Origin of the sequence: Bradyrhizobium betae, from assembly GCF_050632175.1 — a bacterium.
GTDB lineage: Bacteria > Pseudomonadota > Alphaproteobacteria > Rhizobiales > Xanthobacteraceae > Bradyrhizobium > Bradyrhizobium betae_B.
The window spans coordinates 3917558-3934332 of record NZ_CP192576.1 but is presented as its reverse complement, the minus strand read 5'-3'; the positions used below and the strand labels follow the sequence as shown (position 1 = coordinate 3934332).

At 63.3% G+C, this 16775-nt stretch carries 22 protein-coding genes and 1 pseudogene; 13 read left to right on the top strand and 10 right to left on the bottom strand.

Features of this window, described 5'->3' with window-relative positions:
- Window positions 1-27 precede the first annotated feature (27 nt).
- Complete coding sequence (locus ACQ86E_RS18970) at window positions 28-633, top strand: hypothetical protein (protein WP_431201281.1); 606 nt, start codon at window positions 28-30, stop codon at window positions 631-633.
- Window positions 634-967: 334 nt separating this feature from the next.
- Here the strand turns inward: ACQ86E_RS18970 and ACQ86E_RS18965 are convergent, their stop codons facing one another.
- The 3 genes from ACQ86E_RS18965 to ACQ86E_RS18955 form a co-directional block, all read right to left on the bottom strand.
- A complete protein-coding gene (locus tag ACQ86E_RS18965; RefSeq protein ID WP_431201280.1) occupies window positions 968-1321 on the bottom strand; it encodes a hypothetical protein in 354 nt (117 codons plus the stop codon).
- 274 nt (window positions 1322-1595) lie between these two features.
- On the bottom strand, window positions 1596-1982 hold the full coding sequence (locus ACQ86E_RS18960; protein WP_431201279.1) for a hypothetical protein: 387 nt from the start codon (window positions 1980-1982) through the stop codon (window positions 1596-1598).
- A gap of 307 nt (window positions 1983-2289) precedes the next feature.
- Complete coding sequence (locus tag ACQ86E_RS18955) at window positions 2290-2535, bottom strand: hypothetical protein (RefSeq protein WP_431201278.1); 246 nt, start codon at window positions 2533-2535, stop codon at window positions 2290-2292.
- Window positions 2536-2819: 284 nt separating this feature from the next.
- Here ACQ86E_RS18955 and ACQ86E_RS18950 point away from each other — a divergent pair, with 284 nt between their 5' ends.
- The 5 genes and pseudogenes from ACQ86E_RS18950 to ACQ86E_RS18930 all read left to right on the top strand — a co-directional run bounded on the left by ACQ86E_RS18950 (window position 2820) and on the right by ACQ86E_RS18930 (window position 6157).
- Window positions 2820-3272 carry a nuclear transport factor 2 family protein gene (locus tag ACQ86E_RS18950; protein WP_431201277.1) on the top strand — a complete coding sequence of 151 codons (453 nt, stop codon included), beginning with the start codon at window positions 2820-2822 and terminating at the stop codon, window positions 3270-3272.
- 229 nt (window positions 3273-3501) lie between these two features.
- Complete coding sequence (locus ACQ86E_RS18945; protein WP_431201276.1) at window positions 3502-3942, top strand: nuclear transport factor 2 family protein; 441 nt, start codon at window positions 3502-3504, stop codon at window positions 3940-3942.
- Between the two features lie 246 nt (window positions 3943-4188).
- A pseudogene (locus ACQ86E_RS18940) lies at window positions 4189-5114 on the top strand (hypothetical protein).
- 189 nt (window positions 5115-5303) lie between these two features.
- The gene (locus ACQ86E_RS18935; protein ID WP_015688512.1) at window positions 5304-5729 is read left to right on the top strand and encodes a hypothetical protein; all 426 of its coding nucleotides are present in this window, start codon (window positions 5304-5306) and stop codon (window positions 5727-5729) included.
- Between the two features lie 290 nt (window positions 5730-6019).
- Window positions 6020-6157, top strand: coding sequence for a hypothetical protein (locus ACQ86E_RS18930; protein ID WP_015688513.1), 138 nt, complete (start codon window positions 6020-6022; stop codon window positions 6155-6157).
- 87 nt (window positions 6158-6244) lie between these two features.
- Here the strand turns inward: ACQ86E_RS18930 and ACQ86E_RS18925 are convergent, their stop codons facing one another.
- The 3 genes from ACQ86E_RS18925 to ACQ86E_RS18915 all read right to left on the bottom strand — a co-directional run bounded on the left by ACQ86E_RS18925 (window position 6245) and on the right by ACQ86E_RS18915 (window position 7524).
- Window positions 6245-6391: a hypothetical protein gene (locus tag ACQ86E_RS18925; protein ID WP_431201275.1), complete on the bottom strand. Its 147-nt coding sequence runs from the start codon at window positions 6389-6391 to the stop codon at window positions 6245-6247.
- Between the two features lie 198 nt (window positions 6392-6589).
- A complete protein-coding gene (locus ACQ86E_RS18920) occupies window positions 6590-7072 on the bottom strand; it encodes a MaoC family dehydratase (RefSeq protein WP_431201274.1) in 483 nt (160 codons plus the stop codon).
- A complete protein-coding gene (locus tag ACQ86E_RS18915; RefSeq protein WP_431201273.1) occupies window positions 7072-7524 on the bottom strand; it encodes a MaoC family dehydratase in 453 nt (150 codons plus the stop codon). The genes ACQ86E_RS18920 and ACQ86E_RS18915 overlap by 1 nt, the downstream gene beginning before the upstream one ends.
- A gap of 169 nt (window positions 7525-7693) precedes the next feature.
- Here ACQ86E_RS18915 and ACQ86E_RS18910 point away from each other — a divergent pair, with 169 nt between their 5' ends.
- Window positions 7694-7990, top strand: a complete 297-nt coding sequence (locus ACQ86E_RS18910) for a DUF4282 domain-containing protein (RefSeq protein WP_431201272.1) — start codon at window positions 7694-7696, stop codon at window positions 7988-7990.
- Window positions 7991-8091: 101 nt separating this feature from the next.
- Here ACQ86E_RS18910 and ychF read toward each other — a convergent pair whose 3' ends face one another.
- The 4 genes from ychF to ACQ86E_RS18890 all read right to left on the bottom strand — a co-directional run bounded on the left by ychF (window position 8092) and on the right by ACQ86E_RS18890 (window position 11111).
- Window positions 8092-9189: a redox-regulated ATPase YchF gene (gene ychF / locus ACQ86E_RS18905; RefSeq protein WP_431201271.1), complete on the bottom strand. Its 1098-nt coding sequence runs from the start codon at window positions 9187-9189 to the stop codon at window positions 8092-8094.
- 5 nt (window positions 9190-9194) lie between these two features.
- Window positions 9195-9800 carry an aminoacyl-tRNA hydrolase gene (gene pth / locus ACQ86E_RS18900; RefSeq protein WP_431201270.1) on the bottom strand — a complete coding sequence of 202 codons (606 nt, stop codon included), beginning with the start codon at window positions 9798-9800 and terminating at the stop codon, window positions 9195-9197.
- Window positions 9801-9861: 61 nt separating this feature from the next.
- A complete protein-coding gene (locus ACQ86E_RS18895) occupies window positions 9862-10587 on the bottom strand; it encodes a 50S ribosomal protein L25/general stress protein Ctc (protein WP_431201269.1) in 726 nt (241 codons plus the stop codon).
- 263 nt (window positions 10588-10850) lie between these two features.
- Window positions 10851-11111 (bottom strand): accessory factor UbiK family protein, encoded by a 261-nt coding sequence (locus tag ACQ86E_RS18890; protein WP_431201268.1) that lies wholly within the window; start codon window positions 11109-11111, stop codon window positions 10851-10853.
- A gap of 155 nt (window positions 11112-11266) precedes the next feature.
- Here ACQ86E_RS18890 and ACQ86E_RS18885 point away from each other — a divergent pair, with 155 nt between their 5' ends.
- From ACQ86E_RS18885 to ACQ86E_RS18860, 6 genes are all read left to right on the top strand, one after another.
- Window positions 11267-12004: a dienelactone hydrolase family protein gene (locus ACQ86E_RS18885; RefSeq protein ID WP_431201267.1), complete on the top strand. Its 738-nt coding sequence runs from the start codon at window positions 11267-11269 to the stop codon at window positions 12002-12004.
- An 11-nt stretch (window positions 12005-12015) separates the two neighbouring features.
- The gene (gene lgt, locus ACQ86E_RS18880; RefSeq protein ID WP_431201266.1) at window positions 12016-12861 is read left to right on the top strand and encodes a prolipoprotein diacylglyceryl transferase; all 846 of its coding nucleotides are present in this window, start codon (window positions 12016-12018) and stop codon (window positions 12859-12861) included.
- Between the two features lie 21 nt (window positions 12862-12882).
- Entirely contained in the window at window positions 12883-14001 is a 1119-nt protein-coding gene (locus ACQ86E_RS18875; protein ID WP_431201265.1) for a class I SAM-dependent methyltransferase, read from the top strand.
- Window positions 13998-14765: a peptidoglycan editing factor PgeF gene (gene pgeF, locus ACQ86E_RS18870; protein WP_431201264.1), complete on the top strand. Its 768-nt coding sequence runs from the start codon at window positions 13998-14000 to the stop codon at window positions 14763-14765. The genes ACQ86E_RS18875 and pgeF overlap by 4 nt, the downstream gene beginning before the upstream one ends.
- 122 nt (window positions 14766-14887) lie before the next feature.
- Entirely contained in the window at window positions 14888-15496 is a 609-nt protein-coding gene (locus ACQ86E_RS18865; RefSeq protein ID WP_431201263.1) for a hypothetical protein, read from the top strand.
- 193 nt (window positions 15497-15689) lie between these two features.
- Window positions 15690-16643, top strand: a complete 954-nt coding sequence (locus ACQ86E_RS18860) for a ribose-phosphate pyrophosphokinase (RefSeq protein ID WP_431201262.1) — start codon at window positions 15690-15692, stop codon at window positions 16641-16643.
- The last annotated feature ends 132 nt before the right edge of the window (window positions 16644-16775 follow it).

Here is a 16775-nt window from a genome sequence, read left to right as displayed (position 1 = left end):
CGGCATCATTCCGAGGGAGGATTGTCCATGAGTGACGGCAACAGGACTACCGGAAAGGTCGAGGTAATGAGCCCGAAGGACCTCGTGCCCAAGGGCGAAAGCTCAATGGCAACTCATCCTTTTGCCCCGGATTCCTTTAACCTGGCCAGCACGATGAAAGAGCGGCTAGGAGTACTGGGAAGACTTCAAATCAGTGCTGCCGAACGGAGGATCGCGCGCGAAGAGATAAAGCAGGTCCTAAAGAACGAGTTGCGCGCCCAAACAGAACTAATGTTGCATCGAGCCCGACTCGATTTGGACTTCTATAAGAAGGTTGATCAAGCTGCACACTCCGTTCGAGTCACAAAGGTCGAACAGTTTCTCGTGACGGAAGAAGCAAAGATGCAGCACGTCTTGAACGACCTAATTGATAAATTCGAAGACGGCTTCACTGATCAGTACATGGCCACGAAAGATAAGCTGCGCAAAGATTTAGGAGCCGGCAGAATTGATCAAAGCATCCATGACATGCGCTCAGCACGGGCCTATGAACGCTATGAGTCGGCAATGAACAAATCGCTCAACGATATGAACATGATTATCGATAATCACAAGACCAACCTAGCGAACACCCTAAAGGCGTTTACGAATTAGTCGTCGCCCGCAAATCGCTTCTTGAGAATGGAGATAATATTTTGAACATCTCTCTCAGCATGCAAGAGGTCAATTCTACCGCTGGCCAAATTTCGCACTGAGAAGATCAAGCCTACCATTGCCTTGTCTAAGGAGCTAAGTCCCTTCAACTCACCGGCAGTCAGGCCCCGCACCACATTAGGCACGCTTGAGCACGTTGCCTCGTTTCGCGATGACACAGGAAACGAGATGATGTTGTCACGCTTTCTAGGCTGAAGCATCGCTTCTAAGTATTGAAGATTGGTAAATGGACAGTTAACGATCACCTCCTTGATATCGCTGACGAGCGCGCTCGTTATTCTTTGCGGAACACCAGCGTATCGTACCCAGCTAACTCAAGTGTTCCATAGGTGCCCTGAGCATCTTTCTTGAGTTTGAAATGAAAGATGATTTTCTTTTCCAGGACATCTATCCGCACAATCTCGTTGCTCAATTCCTTCCATTCCAATCTGAGTAGACCCGTTCCTGATAACGAAGCTGTCCCATCGGGATAGAAATATAGCGATATTGCCGGAGATTTTTCGGCATTCCATCTGCCCATTATGGTCGGCACGTGCTGACCGCACGACGCCAGCACGAAAAGAAATAAAGCCGGTAGCGCTTTCAAGTGACGTCCACCGAATGATTTTTCGGGCAAAGCTTGGCTCATGTGAATGTTCAAAATAGATCGGGTACTACTAGGTGCAGCCTTCCTATTGAGCTGTTCTGTTCGCGCCGCCATTGCGGACTGCTACTGCGAGGGTTGCGGCTGCAAGGGTGGCCCGGGCTGGCGGGACCTCAACGGGCAATGCGTTTCCCACAATCAGCTAGACAAAATATGCGGAATCCCAGCTTCGAATAAGTGCACATTTGAAGGTGCAACACAAGTATGCTCAACTAAAGCGAGAAGGGGCAGACCGCGGACTTCGTAATTGCTTTCGTCCTCACCCCACGCTCGCCGTCACTACCGCCATCACCGACAGCAGCAGCACGATGGTCACGAGCTGGAGCGAGGCGACCGGCTGGGTGCGCCATGCCGTGATCTTGTCGGCGAGAGACAGGTGCGCCTCGAAGAATTTCGGTTCGTAGACGGTCTTGAACAGGTGCGGGAAGCTCGGACCGAGGGTCACGGCCAGCATCGCGTGGGCGAGCGAGGCGACGGCGACGAAGATGGCGACGCCGGGGTCGCCGACCAGGTCGTGGTTGCCGCAGAGCTTGAGCAGGAAGGCGGCGGCGGCGAAGGTCGGGAAGCTCTGCAGCGTCGCGGTCAGCGCGAGGCCTTCGATCGCGTTATGAAGTCGGGACTTTCTTCCGGCGGCGATGGAAGCCATGGCACGTCTCCCTGATGACATGCCGATGACGGTAGCGGTGCCGGGAGCGGCGCGATGTGAGCTGGGTCACGCGGTGCTTCGCCTCTTCCCGCTTGCGGGGAGAGGCCGGAATACGCGCGCAGCACGGATTCCGCGTGAGGGGGACTCTCCGCGAGTCCGACTGTCACCGTCCCCGGGGAGACTCCCCTCACCCCAACCCTCTCAGCGCGAGCGAAGCTCGTCGCGGCCCCGCATCCGCCTTCGCCAAGGCTTCGGCGGACAAGAGCGCGGCGAGGGAGTGCACCGTCGGCGGGGCGACAGCTTGATCCTACAGCTTGCCCTGGCCGTTCGCCTGGCTCTGCTGTTGCCGCTGCCGGTCCTGCTGCTCCTGTTCCTTGGCGTGGTGGCGGCCGTAGAGGCAGCCGGCGGCGGCGCCGAGGACGCCATGATGGCCGGCATAGTGGCCGGCGACGCCGCCGACGATGGCGCCCTTGATGCAGCCCTTGGCATTGGCGGCGGAGGTCGCGCCCAGCATGAGAACCGCGGCAGCGACGGCGAGAAGCGGGGATTTCATGGATCGGTGTCTCCGGTTGAATAATCGGCATCTCAACGAGCGCAAGCGGGTTCCGGTTCCAGCGCTCGCCGCATGGCGCATCGCGCCGGACGCTGTGCGCGCAGCGTCATCGCGTCCCTGCAAATTCCAGCAGGCGGATGCACGCGCAACCCGCCCTTGCAGCACGTGAACCACGGTCCATCGACACATGACCAATCGCGGCAGGGCTCTGTCTTTTTGCGGATTGCTGGACCCGCAAGCTGCACGATAGCGTTGTAGTCCACGGCCAATGAGGCGGGAGCGGCATGACGGTTGAATCGCTGAACAGGCAACGCGTTCTGCACCTGCTCGACAGCTTTGCGCGCGGCGATATCGAGGCCGCGCTGTCGTGCTGCACCGACGACGTGGACTTCCTCACCCACGCGCCGATCGACGTGCTGCCGCACATGGTGCCGCGCCATGGCAAGGCCGAATTGCGTGCGCTCTGGCAGACGATCTGGTCGCGCTATTCGGACATCCGCTACAAGGCGCCGCATATCCTCGCCGACGGCGACGAGGTCGCGACCTACATGCACACCTATTTCAGGAAGCGCAGCAACGACCGCATCGTGCAGTTCGACATGGCCGTGTTCTACAGCTTCCGCGGCGGGCTGGTGGCGCAGATCCGCGAAATCATCGATTCCTACGACCTCGTGCAGCAGGTGCTGGAGCGCGAAATCGGGCCGCTGATCCTGGGGGCGCCGGTCGACGGCAGCTAGCGCGCCGGAACGTCGCAGCGTGACCAGTTCCCGGTGGGGCCCGGTAAAATACGGGGTTCTATTGTAAATCTCACAAACAGCGCTCAATTGTGCATTGCAATATCGTGATTTGCATTTCCGCAAATCGAGCCTATTTGTTTGTATACGAACGGATTGGAGCAACCCCGCGGCGCGTACTGTGCATGGGGTTGTTTTTCGTTTTTACGAGCCAGTTTCAGGACGCCCCAAGATGACAGAGCACAGCCTCTGGCGTTTCTCGCGCGCGTTGCACCGCGCGATCAACGACCGGCATTTCGAGGATATCGAGGCCCTGATCGACGAGGACGTCGAATGGGCGATCTATGGCCCGATCGACATGTTTCCGTTCCTCGGCGCGCGCCAGGGCAAGGACGCCGTGCTCGACGTCATCCACCAGCTCGCCGACAATTTCCGTGTCCGCCGCTTCGACCGCGAGAGCATCATGCTCGGCGTCGATTCCGCCGCCTCAATGCTGCGGTATTCGCTGACCGCGCTGGATTCCGACAAGCCGATCAGCTTGCGCGTGGCGCAGTTCGCCCAGTTCAGGGCCGGCAAGCTCGTCAGCATGCGCGTGCTGGTCGACAGCTTCGACCTCGTTGAACAGGCACTCGGCCGCGCCATTCATCTGCCAAAGATGACCAGCGTCGGCTGAGGGGGACGCCAACGGGCCCCGCAGTTCGGGACCGGTGATGATGCGCCCGCGACGTCCTGGCCTCCAGCCCCGCCGGATGCCGTCGTGGAGACGCTCGTCACCGGGCGCGCGCCTTCGCGCGGCCCGTTGGTTCGTCATTTTTTGGGGTGGCTGCGGCACCGCGTACTTGTGCAGAGCAGCACCACGCCACAATTTTGCAACGATGGTTCCCCATCCTGGGTGCGGACCGGGCTTGCGGGCAGGACGATGGAATTCACGACAGGTTTTGGCTGGACCAGGCTGCCGGTGCTGGCGGCTGTGTTCATCTTGGGCTCGGTGCTGACGGTCTCGGCGCAGATCATCCCGCCCTTCTCCCCGCAGCGGCCGCGCCTGACGACGAGGCCGAGACCGCGGAGACCGCCGAGGCGACCCCTGACGTCAACGACCCCGACGTGCTGAAAGGCATCGACGTCGACAAGCTCGACTGGAGCCAGCTCGCGGTCGATGCCGGCACCGCCAACGAAATCGCCGCCGCCAGGAAGCGCGCCCAGGCCGCCGCCAAGGACGGCATGAACTGGTCGTCGAACGCCAATGCCAACGGCTCGTCGGCGGTGACGGTGAAGCAGTCGGTCTCCTCGTTCTGGGACGCCCGCATCGGTGCCGACATGACGGTGACGAGCGAGCCGCGAACGATGTCCGAGTTGCTGGCACAGAAGGCCACCAATGGCGGCAACCTGCCGCAATCCTCCGGCAGCGCCTGGGCGGCGGCGACCGCGCCGGGGGCGGGCGTAATCTGGGACAAGACCGCGGTGGAAGCCCGCGTCGATCCCGGCGCCGAGCAGAGCAAGATCGGGGCATCGCTGACCAAATCGGTGCCGCTGTCGGGCGACACGGCGCTGACGCTGCAGAACGGCTACAGCGTCAACCAGCAAGGCACGACGGCCTTGCCCGGCATCGGCGGGCACATCACGCGCAATTACGAGACCGACCAATCCGCCAAGGTCACCATCACCGACACCGGTACCAGCATCACCGCCGGCCAAATGCTGTCGACCACCGACGACAAATGGCTGCGCAAGGTCGGCGCCGAGCAGAAGCTGTTCGACAACGTCACCGTCTCCGGCTCCGTCGGCGAGACCTCGCAGGGCGCGATCAGCAAGAGCCTGTCGGCGGGATTCAAGAAGAGCTGGTAGCTCAACGCGCCACGCGCCTGGCGTTCACGCTCTGCTAACCATACGCCACGGCAAAGCCCCCGAATGGACCGCCCTTGCCGCACCTCGGCCAAGTTGCGGCCAAAATCCGGCGCCCTGATGCTACGGCCTTACAGACGTCGTCGTGCGGGGGACACTCGCGCTGCGCTCAACGCGAACAGGGGAACAACGATGAACGCCATGCGTCCGGAAAAGACCGAGACCACCGAGACCGAGACGGTCGACACCAACCTCGCCGCCGTCACCGAGGTCGAAGCCGGCATCCGCGACTTCGTCCGCAACGACATTGCCTATCTGCGCCGGCCGGCGGCGACCGCCACCACCGACGCGCCGCCGCTCGATCCGAGCGCGGAGGCCACCGTCACCAACGTCAACTCGCTGATCCAGCGCGTCGCCGGCACCTCGCTCGCCGAGATCGAGAACCTGATCTCCGAGCTCGAGAGCCTGCGCGATTTGCTCCACGCCGAAGGCCAGCGCGTCCAGCGCGAGATCTCCGGCTACGCCCAGCTCAGCCAGGCCGCGATGAAGTCGACCCGCATGATCGCCGACAACGTCGCGCAGTGGAAGCGCGCCGCCGACGGCCTGCGCAACAGCTGATCGCTTAAGCGTCACGCATCACCAGCCGCCGCGTTCCGACAGGGGCGCGGCGGTTTTGATTCGTGGTGTGTCCGCACGCTGCCTCCCCAATCAAAGGTGTCATCGCACGCGAAGGCGGGCGATCCAGTATTCCAGAGACGGAAGTGATTGAGCCGAGAGGCCGCAGCGTACTGGATGCCCCGCCTTCGCGGAGCATGACAATAGTGGGTGCGGTTTGAACCGTACGTTCCTCACCACCGACTAACGCCAAGCGTCCGCGCCACCGACGGCCGGGCCTGGGGACATTTCAGATGGAAAGCATACGGCCCGACACCACGGACCCGATACCGATGCGGCCGGCGCCGAACCAGTTCGGCACGATCATGCTGCGCTTTGTCGGACTGCTGGCGGTTGCGATCGCGATATTGGCGTTCGTCTATAGCCGCTGAACGGAGGCCGGCTCGCGGCCCCGCGCGGACGCCGCTTCGCGGCGCCGCGCGGACGCCGCCTCGCGGCGCCGCGGAGTTAACGAACTCTTAACGGGCAGCTTCCACGGTCGAGGCTTCCAACGTGTAGCCGCCATCGGCATAGCCCTTCACCACCATGCCGGCGATCAACATCACGGCCAGCGTGGCGGTAGCAAAGATAAATCCGACCAGCTTGAGTGCGCCGCGATCTGCCATGGTCCTCGTTCCCCTGTACTCTGCCCAGTTCGTTCAAATAGACAGCGACAGGTTCATAATTGGTTAGCAACTCGATGGTTCCGCCAAGTGCTTGCGGGTCACCATGTTGCGCAGGCTTATGCCAGCCGCCCCGAATCGCGTCCATAGCGCGCGGGCAACACTCGCGCGCTCTTTTCAGTCGTTCATCCTGGAACGAATCTAACAGTCCTTCGCGCGCATCGGCACGAAGGCGCTGGCGGTGATGGAATAGACCTCCTCGCCGCGCTGGTTGGTGCCGGTGGTGCGGGCCGTCAAAATGCCCCAGCCGGGACGTGAGGCGGAGCTGCGCTTGTCGACGACGACGTTGACATAGCTGATCGTGTCGCCGGCGAGCACCGGCCTGATCCAGCGCAAATCGCGAAAGCCCGGCGACGGACCCCACACCGCGACCTCCTCGCCGCGTTCCGCGGCCTCACGCGCCAGACGCTGGCCGTCCGCGACGAGCAGGCTCATGCAGGCCGAGCCGACATGCCAGCCCGAAGCAGCTAACCCGCCGAACAGCGAGTTCTTGCCTTCCTCCTCGTCGAGGTGAAAGCGCTGCGGATCGAACTTTGCGGCGAAGGTCTTGATGGAGTCCGCGGTGAAAAGGTAGGCGCCGATCTCGCGGCGATGGCCGATCTCGATGTCGTCGAAGAACCGCATCAGACCGCCCCCTCGCGCCGCTTGATCAGGATCGGCGAGGTCATCTCGCACAGCGCCTGCCCGGTCGCGTTGCGCACGGTGCATTTGAACTTGACGATGCCAAGCTCGGGGCGGCTCTTCGAGGCGCGGGCTTCCACGACGTCGACGTCGAGCATGAGATCGTCGCCGGGCCGCAAGGGCGACAGCCAGCGCACCTCGTCAACGCCGGGCGAGCCGAGCGATGCGGCACGGGTGATGAAGCCGTCGGCCATCATCCGCATCATCAGCGAGCAGAGGTGCCAGCCGGAGCCGGACAGGCCGCGCAGCATGCTCGTGGCCGCCGCCTCTTCGTCGAGGTGCATCGGCTGCGGATCGAACTCGGCGGCAAAGGCCAGGATCTCGTCGCGGGTGACATGTCGCGGGCCGAACGTTCCGAAGCGGCCGGGCGGGAAGTCTTCGAAGGTCAGGGTCATCTTTGGATTGCTGGAGGAAAGGACAGATTGTGGCCGCAGTTTGCGGCAATCTCAACCCGCCGGCCCGCATGGCTCGTGCTACATTCGATGCGGCGGCTTTGGCCTTGAGTCGGATCGATCGAGGGCCGAAAACCCGATTTGACAAGGCCAATCTGGCCTGGGGATAGCAATGTTTTCATTCAGCGACCTGTTTCAGTGGGACCGGTTCATCACGCCGACGATCATCAAGACCTTCTACTGGCTGGTGATCGCGCTGATCTGCCTGTTCGGCCTCTCCGGCATCTTCTCCGGCCTGGCTGCGATGGCGATCAGCCCGTTCGGCGGATTCCTTGTGCTGCTGTCGTCGATCGCCAGTGTCGTGGTCGGCATCGTGTTCTCGCGCATCATCGCGGAACTGATCCTGATCATCTTCCGCATCAACGAGCATCTCGGCGCGATCAGGGACCAGGGCGGCGGGATGCGGTAGCCGGTCATTGCGAGGAGCCCTTGCGACGAAGCAATCCAGGCTGTCTCAGCGGACACAGTCTGGATTGCTTCGCTTCGCTCGCAATGACGGGAGGAAAGACCTTAATTATTGAACCTGAAATGCATCACGTCGCCGTCGGCGACGACGTATTCCTTGCCTTCAAGGCGGAGCTTGCCGGCATCGCGGGCGCCGGCTTCGCCGTTGAATGCCACGTAATCCTCAAACGCGATGGTCTCGGCACGGATGAAGCCCTTCTCGAAATCGGTGTGGATCACACCGGCTGCGCCCGGCGCCTTGGTGCCGCGATGGATGGTCCAGGCGCGCGCTTCCTTCGGGCCCACCGTGAAATAGGTGATGAGGTCAAGCAGCGTGTAGCCGGCGCGGATCAGGCGATCGAGGCCGGCTTCTTCGAGACCCAGCGTCTCGAGGAAGTCAGCACGCTCCTCGCGTGAAATGGTCGCGATCTCGGATTCGATCTTGGCGGAGATGACCACGGCGACGGCGCCTTCCTTGGCGGCCTGCTCCTGCACCGCCTTCGAGAACGAATTGCCCGTTGCGGCCGAGCTTTCCTCGACGTTGCAGACATAGAGCACGGGCTTGGACGACAACAAGCCCAGCATCCCGAAGGCGCGCTCCTCCTCCGCCTTGCGTTCGACGAGGCGCGCGGGCTTGCCCTCGCGCAGCAGCACCAGGGTGCGGTTGACGAGATCGAGCTGCTCCTTGGCGTCCTTGTCGTTGCCCTTGGCCTTCTTGGTGAGGTTGTCGACGCGCTTCTCGAGGCTGTCGAGATCGGCGAGCATCAGTTCGGTCTCGATGGTCTCGATGTCGGCGAGCGGGGCGATCTTGCCCTCGACATGGGTGATGTCGGAATCTTCGAAGCAGCGCACGACATGCGCGATGGCGTCGGTCTCGCGGATGTTGGCGAGGAACTGGTTGCCGAGGCCTTCACCCTTGGAAGCGCCGCGCACGAGGCCCGCGATGTCGACGAAGGTCAGCCGGGTCGGAATGATCTGTCCGGACTTGGCGATTGCCGCGAGCTTGTCGAGCCGCGGATCCGGCACGGCGACCTCACCGACATTCGGCTCGATGGTGCAGAACGGATAGTTCGCGGCCTGCGCCGCGGCCGTCTCGGTCAGCGCGTTGAACAAGGTCGACTTGCCGACATTGGGCAATCCGACGATCCCGCATTTGAATCCCACGAGCGTTATTCCTTGCCGTTGTCGTCCTTGGTCAAAAATCCCTTCGCCTGCATCGCGAGATGCACCCTGTTGGCGAAGGTCGCGTCGGTGCCCCTGGCGATCAGTGCGGCGTGCTCGGCAACCGCGTCGCAGAGGGTCGCGACCCAGTCGTTGTCCGCCTTGGCGAAATCCGACAGCACGTGGCCGTGCACCAATTCCTTGACGCCGGGATGACCGATGCCGAGTCGGACCCGGCGGTAGTCGTTGCCGATATGCGCCGAGATCGAGCGCAGGCCGTTGTGGCCGGCGATGCCGCCGCCGATCTTCACCCGCACCTTGCCCGGGGGCAGCTCGAGCTCGTCGTGGAACACGGTGACGTCGCCGGGCGCGATCTTGAAGAAGCCTGCCGCCTCCTGAACGCTGCGGCCGGAATCGTTCATGTAGGTCGTGGGCTTGAGCAGGATCACGCGCTCAGTGCCGAGCCCACCTTCCGAGGTCTCGCCCTGAAACCTGCGGCGCCACGGTGCGAAACCATGACGCCGCGCGATCTCGTCGACTGCCATGAAGCCGATATTGTGCCGGTTACGTGCGTATTTCGCGCCGGGATTGCCGAGCCCAACAAACAGTCGCATGACGCGGCGCGCTCCTCAGCTGGCGCGCGATCAGAGACCGCGTGCCAGCTCTTTCGAGAGATTACTTCTTCTTGTCGCCGGCGGGAGCCTTGGCAGCCGCCGCCGGAGCCTTCGCACCAGCCGTCGGAGCAGCGGCGCCAGCCGCCGGAGCAGCACCAGCCGCCGGAGCAGCAGCACCCGGAGCTGTAGCAGCAGCCGCTGCCTTCTGCTCTTCGGCGTAGCCGGAGGGCGGCACGATGGTAACGAGGGTTGCGTCCTCGGAGGTCAGCGCCTTGACGCCGGCCGGCAGCTTGATGTCGGACAGATGCAGCGAGTGACCGATTTCGAGCGAGCCGACATCCGCCTCGATGTACTGCGGGATGTTCTCGACACCGCACTCGAGCTCGATTGCGTGCGCGACGATGTTGACGGCGCCACCGCGCTTCACGCCGGGAGAGCCTTCCGCCTTCACGACATGCAGGGGAACGCTGATGCGGATGGTGGCGCCTTCGCCGAGACGCATGAAGTCGACGTGGATCGGGAAGTCCCTGACCGGATCGAGGTGGTAATCGCGCGGAATCACGCGATGCTTCTTGCCGTCGAGCTCGACGTCGACGAGCGTGGTCAGGAACCGGCCGGCGAGGATGCGCGCGCGCAATTCGCGGTCTTCAACCGAGATCGGCAGAGGGGGCTGGTTGTTACCATAGATCACTCCGGGCACTCTGCCGGCGCGACGCTCAGCCCGGGCGGCCCCCTTGCCGCTCTTCGGACGTGCGGTCGCCTTCAATTCCTTGACGGTCGTCGCCATAACGTTAAGTCCTTGTTTTTGCAAAGTTAATGGGCCGCAAGGCGGCCCATCGCGTTCGCCGCAGCAAGCCTCCAGGGGTGCGGGGGCCGCGGACGTGGCGGGCTTTTACCCGGAAGACGCGGAAATGACAAGGAAATGCGAGGATTTTTTGCAGCCGGCATGGCCCGGAACACCGTCATGGCCGGGCTTGTCCCGGCCAGCCACGTCTTGCGGGGTGGAGGTGAGAACGTGGATGCCCGGGACAGGCCCCGGGCATGACGACATCAGCTAGCAGCTCCCCCGAGCTTCGCCTCCAGCGCTGCGATGCGCGCCTTTAGCGTCTCGTTCTCCTCACGCGCCAGGCGGGCCATGTCCTTGACCGCCTCGAACTCCTCACGCTTGACCAGATCCATGTCGCGCAGGAATTTTTCGGCCTGGGTGCGCAAGACTGTGTCGACCTCGCGCTTGACGCCCTGGGCGGCACCAGCGGCGTCGTTCATCAGCCGGCCGATCTCGTCGAAAAACCGGTTGTTGGTCTGGGTCATGTCGGCCTCCGATAAACTTTGCGCGAACTTGCAGGAGACAATGGCAATCCGAGCGGAACGGTTCAAGGGCCGATTGGCGGTATCCTTGTCATGAACCGGTTTCCTTGCAATCGTATTCAACGTCCCTGCATAAGAAGAATCATAAGGCGCACGAGATGATCGACCAGCAGATCGCAATTCCCACCAAGGACGGCCACACCGCAACCTTCATCAGCCATCCTGAACGGGGCGGACCGTTTCCGGTCATCCTGTTCTACATGGACGCGCCGGCGATCCGCGAGGAGCTGCGCGACATGGCGCGGCGGCTCGCGACGTCGGGCTATTACGTGATGCTACCGAACCTCTATTATCGCTCCGGCGTGATGGAGCTCGGCGCGCTGCCTGCAGATCCGAACGCGCCGGAGCGCAAGCGCATGTTCGCGCTGATGGGCTCGCTCACGATTCCGATGATCATGGACGACACCAGGGCGCTGCTCACCTATGCCGACGGCCAGGCGGCCGCGAACACTAAGATCGTCGGGACCGTCGGCTACTGCATGAGCGGCCGCTATGCCGTCAACGCCGCCACGCATTTCCCCGATCGCGTCAAGGCCGCTGCATCGATCTATGGCACGCAGCTCGCGACCGACCAGGACGACAGCCCGCATCTCGCCGGAGGCAAGACCAGGGCCGAACTCTATTTTGCCTGTGCCGAGACCGACATCTACGCGCCCACGGAGATCATCGAGAAGGTCAAGCAGGGCATGAGCGGCGCCAAGGCCGAGGTCGAGATCTATCCCGGCACGCATCACGGCTTCGCCTTTCCCAAGCGCCCGGTCTACGACCGCGACGCCGCCGAGCGGCACTGGGAGCGGTTGCTGGCGCTCTATCGCCGCAATCTCGTCCAGTCATAATAGAAGGCCCGATGCCCTTTCTGCTCATCGACTTTCCCGCCTTCAAGCCGATCGCGATCGAGATCGGTCCGTTCGCGATCCGCTGGTATGCGCTGGCCTATATCAGCGGCATCGTGTTCGGATGGCTCTATGCGCGGTCGCTGCTGAAAAAAGAACGGCTATGGGGCGGCCCCGCGCCGATGTCGCTGGTGCAGATCGACGATTTCATCCTCTGGGTGACGCTCGGCATCATCCTGGGCGGCCGCACCGGCTACGTGCTGTTCTACAATCTGCCCTTCTTCATCGATCATCCCGCCGCGATCTTCAAATTGTGGGAAGGCGGCATGTCCTTCCATGGCGGCTTCCTCGGCTGCGTCGTCGCGGTGATGTTTTTTGCCTGGCGCAATGGCATCTCGATCCTGTCGCTCGGCGACATCACCACCGCTGTCGCCCCGGTCGGCCTCCTGCTCGGGCGCATTGCCAATTTCATCAATGGCGAATTGTGGGGTCGCGCCACTGACCCCAGCCTGCCCTGGGCGATGATCTTCCCCCACGATCCGACGCAGCTCCCGCGTCATCCCAGCCAGCTCTACGAGGCCGGCATGGAAGGCATCCTGCTGTTCACGGTGCTCGCGATCATGATCCGCCTCGGCGCCCTGAAGCGGCCCGGCATGATCCTCGGCGCCTTCATCCTGATCTATGGCCTGTCCCGGATCGCCGGCGAGCATTTCCGCGAACCGGACGCCCAGCTCGGCTTCCTCTGGGGCGGATTAACCATGGGCATGCTGTTGTCGATCCCGATGCTTATTGTCGGCCTCATACTTATTGTATTGGCTGTGAGGCGCGGTGCGCCGAAGCCCGCAAAGGCCATTCGTTAATTTCTTTCGAGAAGACAGACCGTGACCGAACAGCCGCTACTCAACGAGATCAAGGCGCTGATCAAATCCTCGGGCCCCATGCCGGTCTGGCGGTACATGGAACTGTGCCTGATGCACCCGCGCCATGGCTATTACATCTCGCGCGATCCGCTCGGGCGTGAGGGCGACTTCACCACCTCGCCGGAGGTCAGCCAGATGTTCGGCGAGCTCCTGGGGTTGTGGACCGCCTCGGTCTGGAAGCAGATGGGCTCGCCGCAATTCCTGCGGCTGATCGAGCTCGGCCCCGGACGCGGCACCATGATGGCGGATGCGCTGCGCGCGCTCCGCGTGCTGCCGCCGCTCTATCAGGCGCTTCACATCCACATGGTCGAGGTCAATCCCGTCCTGCGCGAGCGGCAGAATGCGACGCTTGCCGGCGTGCGCAACATCGCCTGGCACGACAGCATCGACGACGTGCCGGACGGACCGAGCATCATCCTCGCCAACGAATATTTCGACGTGCTGCCGATTCACCAGATGGTGAAGCGCGAACACGGCTGGCACGAGCGCGTGATCGAGGTCGACCCCAACGGCAAGCTTCAATTCGGCGCGGCGGCCGAGCCGACGCCGCGTTTCGACGTGCTGCTGCCGCCTCTGGTGCGCGCCGCGCCCGTCGGCGCCGTGTTCGAATGGCGGCCCGACAGCGAGATCATGAAGCTCGCCACGCGCGTGCGCGACCAGGACGGCGCGGCGCTGATTATCGACTACGGACATCTGCGCAGCGATGCCGGAGATACCTTCCAGGCCATCGCGCGCCACACCTTCACCGATCCGCTGAAGGCGCCGGGACAGGCCGACGTCACCGCCCATGTCGACTTCCAGGCGCTGGCGCGCGCGGCCGAGGATGTCGGCGCCCGCGTGCACGGCCCGGTGACGCAAGGCGATTTCCTCAAGCGCGTCGGCATCGAAACACGCGCAAACGCCCTGATGCAGAAGGCCTCGCCCGAGATCGCCACCGACATCTCGATCGCGCTCAAGCGCCTGACCGACACGGGGCGCAGCGGCATGGGCTCGATGTTCAAGGTGCTCGGCATCTCCGAGCCGCGGCTGACAGGCCTTGCGGGCCTCAGCGATCTCGAACATGCCGGAGACGGTTCATGACACTTGCTTCGTCGCTGCTGTCGGCCGTGCCCGGACTGCGGCATTCCTTCTTCACGCGCGAGGGCGGCGTCTCCGGCGGCATCTACTCCGCGCTGAACGGCGGGCTCGGCTCCAACGACGATCAGACCCTCGTCGCGGAGAACCGCCGCCGCATGGCCGAGCATGTCGGCGTCGCGCCGGAGCGCTTCCTCAGCCTGCACCAGATTCATTCGCCCGACGTGCTCGTCGCCGACGCGCCGTGGCCGAACGGGCCGCGGCCGAAGGGCGATGCGCTGGTGACGAGGACGCCGGGGATCGCGCTCGGCGTCTCCACAGCCGATTGCGGACCGGTGCTGTTCGTCGATCCCAACGCCCGCGTGATCGGCGGCGCACATGCCGGCTGGAAGGGCGCGCTGACCGGTGTGCTGGAATCGACGATCCTGGCGATGGAAAAGCTCGGCGCTTCGCGCAGCGGCATCATCGCGGCGATCGGCCCGCTGATCCGCCAGGATAGCTACGAGGTCGGCAACGAATTCGTAGCGCGCTTCATCGAGGCGGATGCCGACAACGCGGTGTTCTTCATCCCGTCGATCCGCGAGGGCCATGCGATGTTCGATCTCGCCGGCTTCATCCGCAAGCGGCTGGAGGCGGCCGGCATCCTGATGATCGACGACCTTGGTCTGGACACCTACGCCGACGAGCGCTTTTTCAGCTATCGCCGTTCGGTGCATCGCAAGGAGCCGGACTACGGCCGGCATGTCCACGCGATCGCGCTGGAAGGGTGAACACACGGGCAACGTCGTGTCATTCCGGAGCGATGCACAGGATTCGCGCCCGTAATGCCCCGGATCTGTGTCGCCTCTGCCCTAGACCTTAATCGATTTTAACGATATCGCTGCCCTCCATAATGAGGGACGCGTCATCCATCTTGAGCCGCGCGGGTTCGCGCGTGCTGGCGGTCATGCTGCTGGCGGCAGCAACCGCGCTGGGCGGCTGTGCCGGCGGCGGAGGTGTTGCCAATTCCTATGCGATGGCACCAAGCGCCGGCCCGGGAGCGACGGTTGCCTTCGAATCGATCGACGGGCCGCCGCCGCAGGTGTTCGACCGCATGGTCGGTGTGCTCGACAGCGAATCCAAGCTGCGCAGCCTGTCCGTGGTCTCTCGCGAGGGGACGGCTGCCTACCGCGTGCGCAGCTACCTTTCCGCCCAGGTGGTGCGCGGCAAGACCGTGATCGCCTGGGTCTGGGACGTCTACGACGCCAACCAGCAGCGGGCCCTGCGGGTCTCGGGCGAGGAACCGACCTCCGCCAAGGGTGGGCGCGATCCCTGGTCGGCCGCCGACGACCTCGTGCTGCGGAAGATCGCCCAGGCCGGATTCAGTGGACTTTCCAACATGATCAACGGAACGCCGGACGCCCCGAACGCCGTTCCGGGCCTGCGCGGACCGGCAGTGGCAAGCGTGATCCCCGATGGGCCGGATTTGCCGACCTCCGCGCTCGGCTATGCCGAGCGATAACTGCCGCTAAACCACAGCCCCAACTTGCGGCCAAACCGTTGGCGAGACTCAGGATTTCAAAGGGAAAACGTAGCATCCCGGGTTGCCATTGCGGCCCCCGGCCTGATATTTGCTCGCCCGTCGTAACCGTGCTTCCAGTGGGTATTCTGTGATGTTGAACGTCGTATCCAGCAAAGCGCGGGAGGAATCGTCCATGTCGGGCAAGAACGGCTCCATCAAGCTCGTCGCCGGCAACTCCAATCCTGCCCTCGCGCAAGCGATCGCGGAAGGCCTGAACATGCCGCTGACCAAGGCGGTGGTCCGGCGCTTCGCGGACATGGAGATCTTCGTCGAGGTTCAGGAGAACATTCGCGGCTCGGATGCCTTCATCATCCAGTCGACCTCGTTTCCGGCAAACGACAATCTGATGGAATTGCTGATCATCACCGATGCGCTGCGCCGCTCATCGGCGCGCCGCATCACCGCCGTGATCCCCTATTTCGGCTACGCTCGGCAGGACCGCCGCTCTGGCTCGCGTACGCCGATCTCGGCCAAGCTGGTTGCCAATCTGATCACCCATGCCGGCGTCGACCGCGTCATGACGCTCGACCTGCACGCCGGCCAAATTCAAGGTTTCTTCGATATCCCGACGGACAATTTGTTCGCGGCCCCCGTGATGGTTCGCGACATCCGCGAACGTTTCGACCTCAGCAAGGTGATGGTGGTCTCGCCCGACGTCGGCGGCGTGGCCCGCGCCCGCGGCCTCGCCAAGCGCATCAACACCCCGCTCGCGATCGTCGACAAGCGCCGCGAACGCGCCGGTGAATCCGAGGTCATGAACGTGATCGGCGACGTCTCCGGCTATAGCTGTATTCTGGTCGACGATATCGTCGATTCCGGCGGCACGCTGGTGAACGCCGCCGATGCGCTGATCGCCAAGGGCGCCAAAGACGTCTACGCCTACATCACCCACGGCGTGCTCTCCGGCGGCGCGGCCACCCGCATCACCAACTCCAGGCTGAAGGAGCTTGTGATCACCGACTCGATCATGCCGACCGACGCGGTGAGCAAGGCGCCGAACATCCGCACGCTGCCGATCGCCAGCCTGATCTCCGACGCGATCGCGCGCACGGCAGCCGAAGAGTCGGTGTCGAGCCTGTTCGACTGATTTCTTCTTCGCCTCTCCCCCGCCTGCGGGGAGAGGCCGGAATTCGAACGAAGCTTGAATTCCGGGTGAGGGAACTCTCCACGAGTCGCACTCTCACCGTCCCCGTCGATGCTCCCCTCTCCCCGCAAGCGG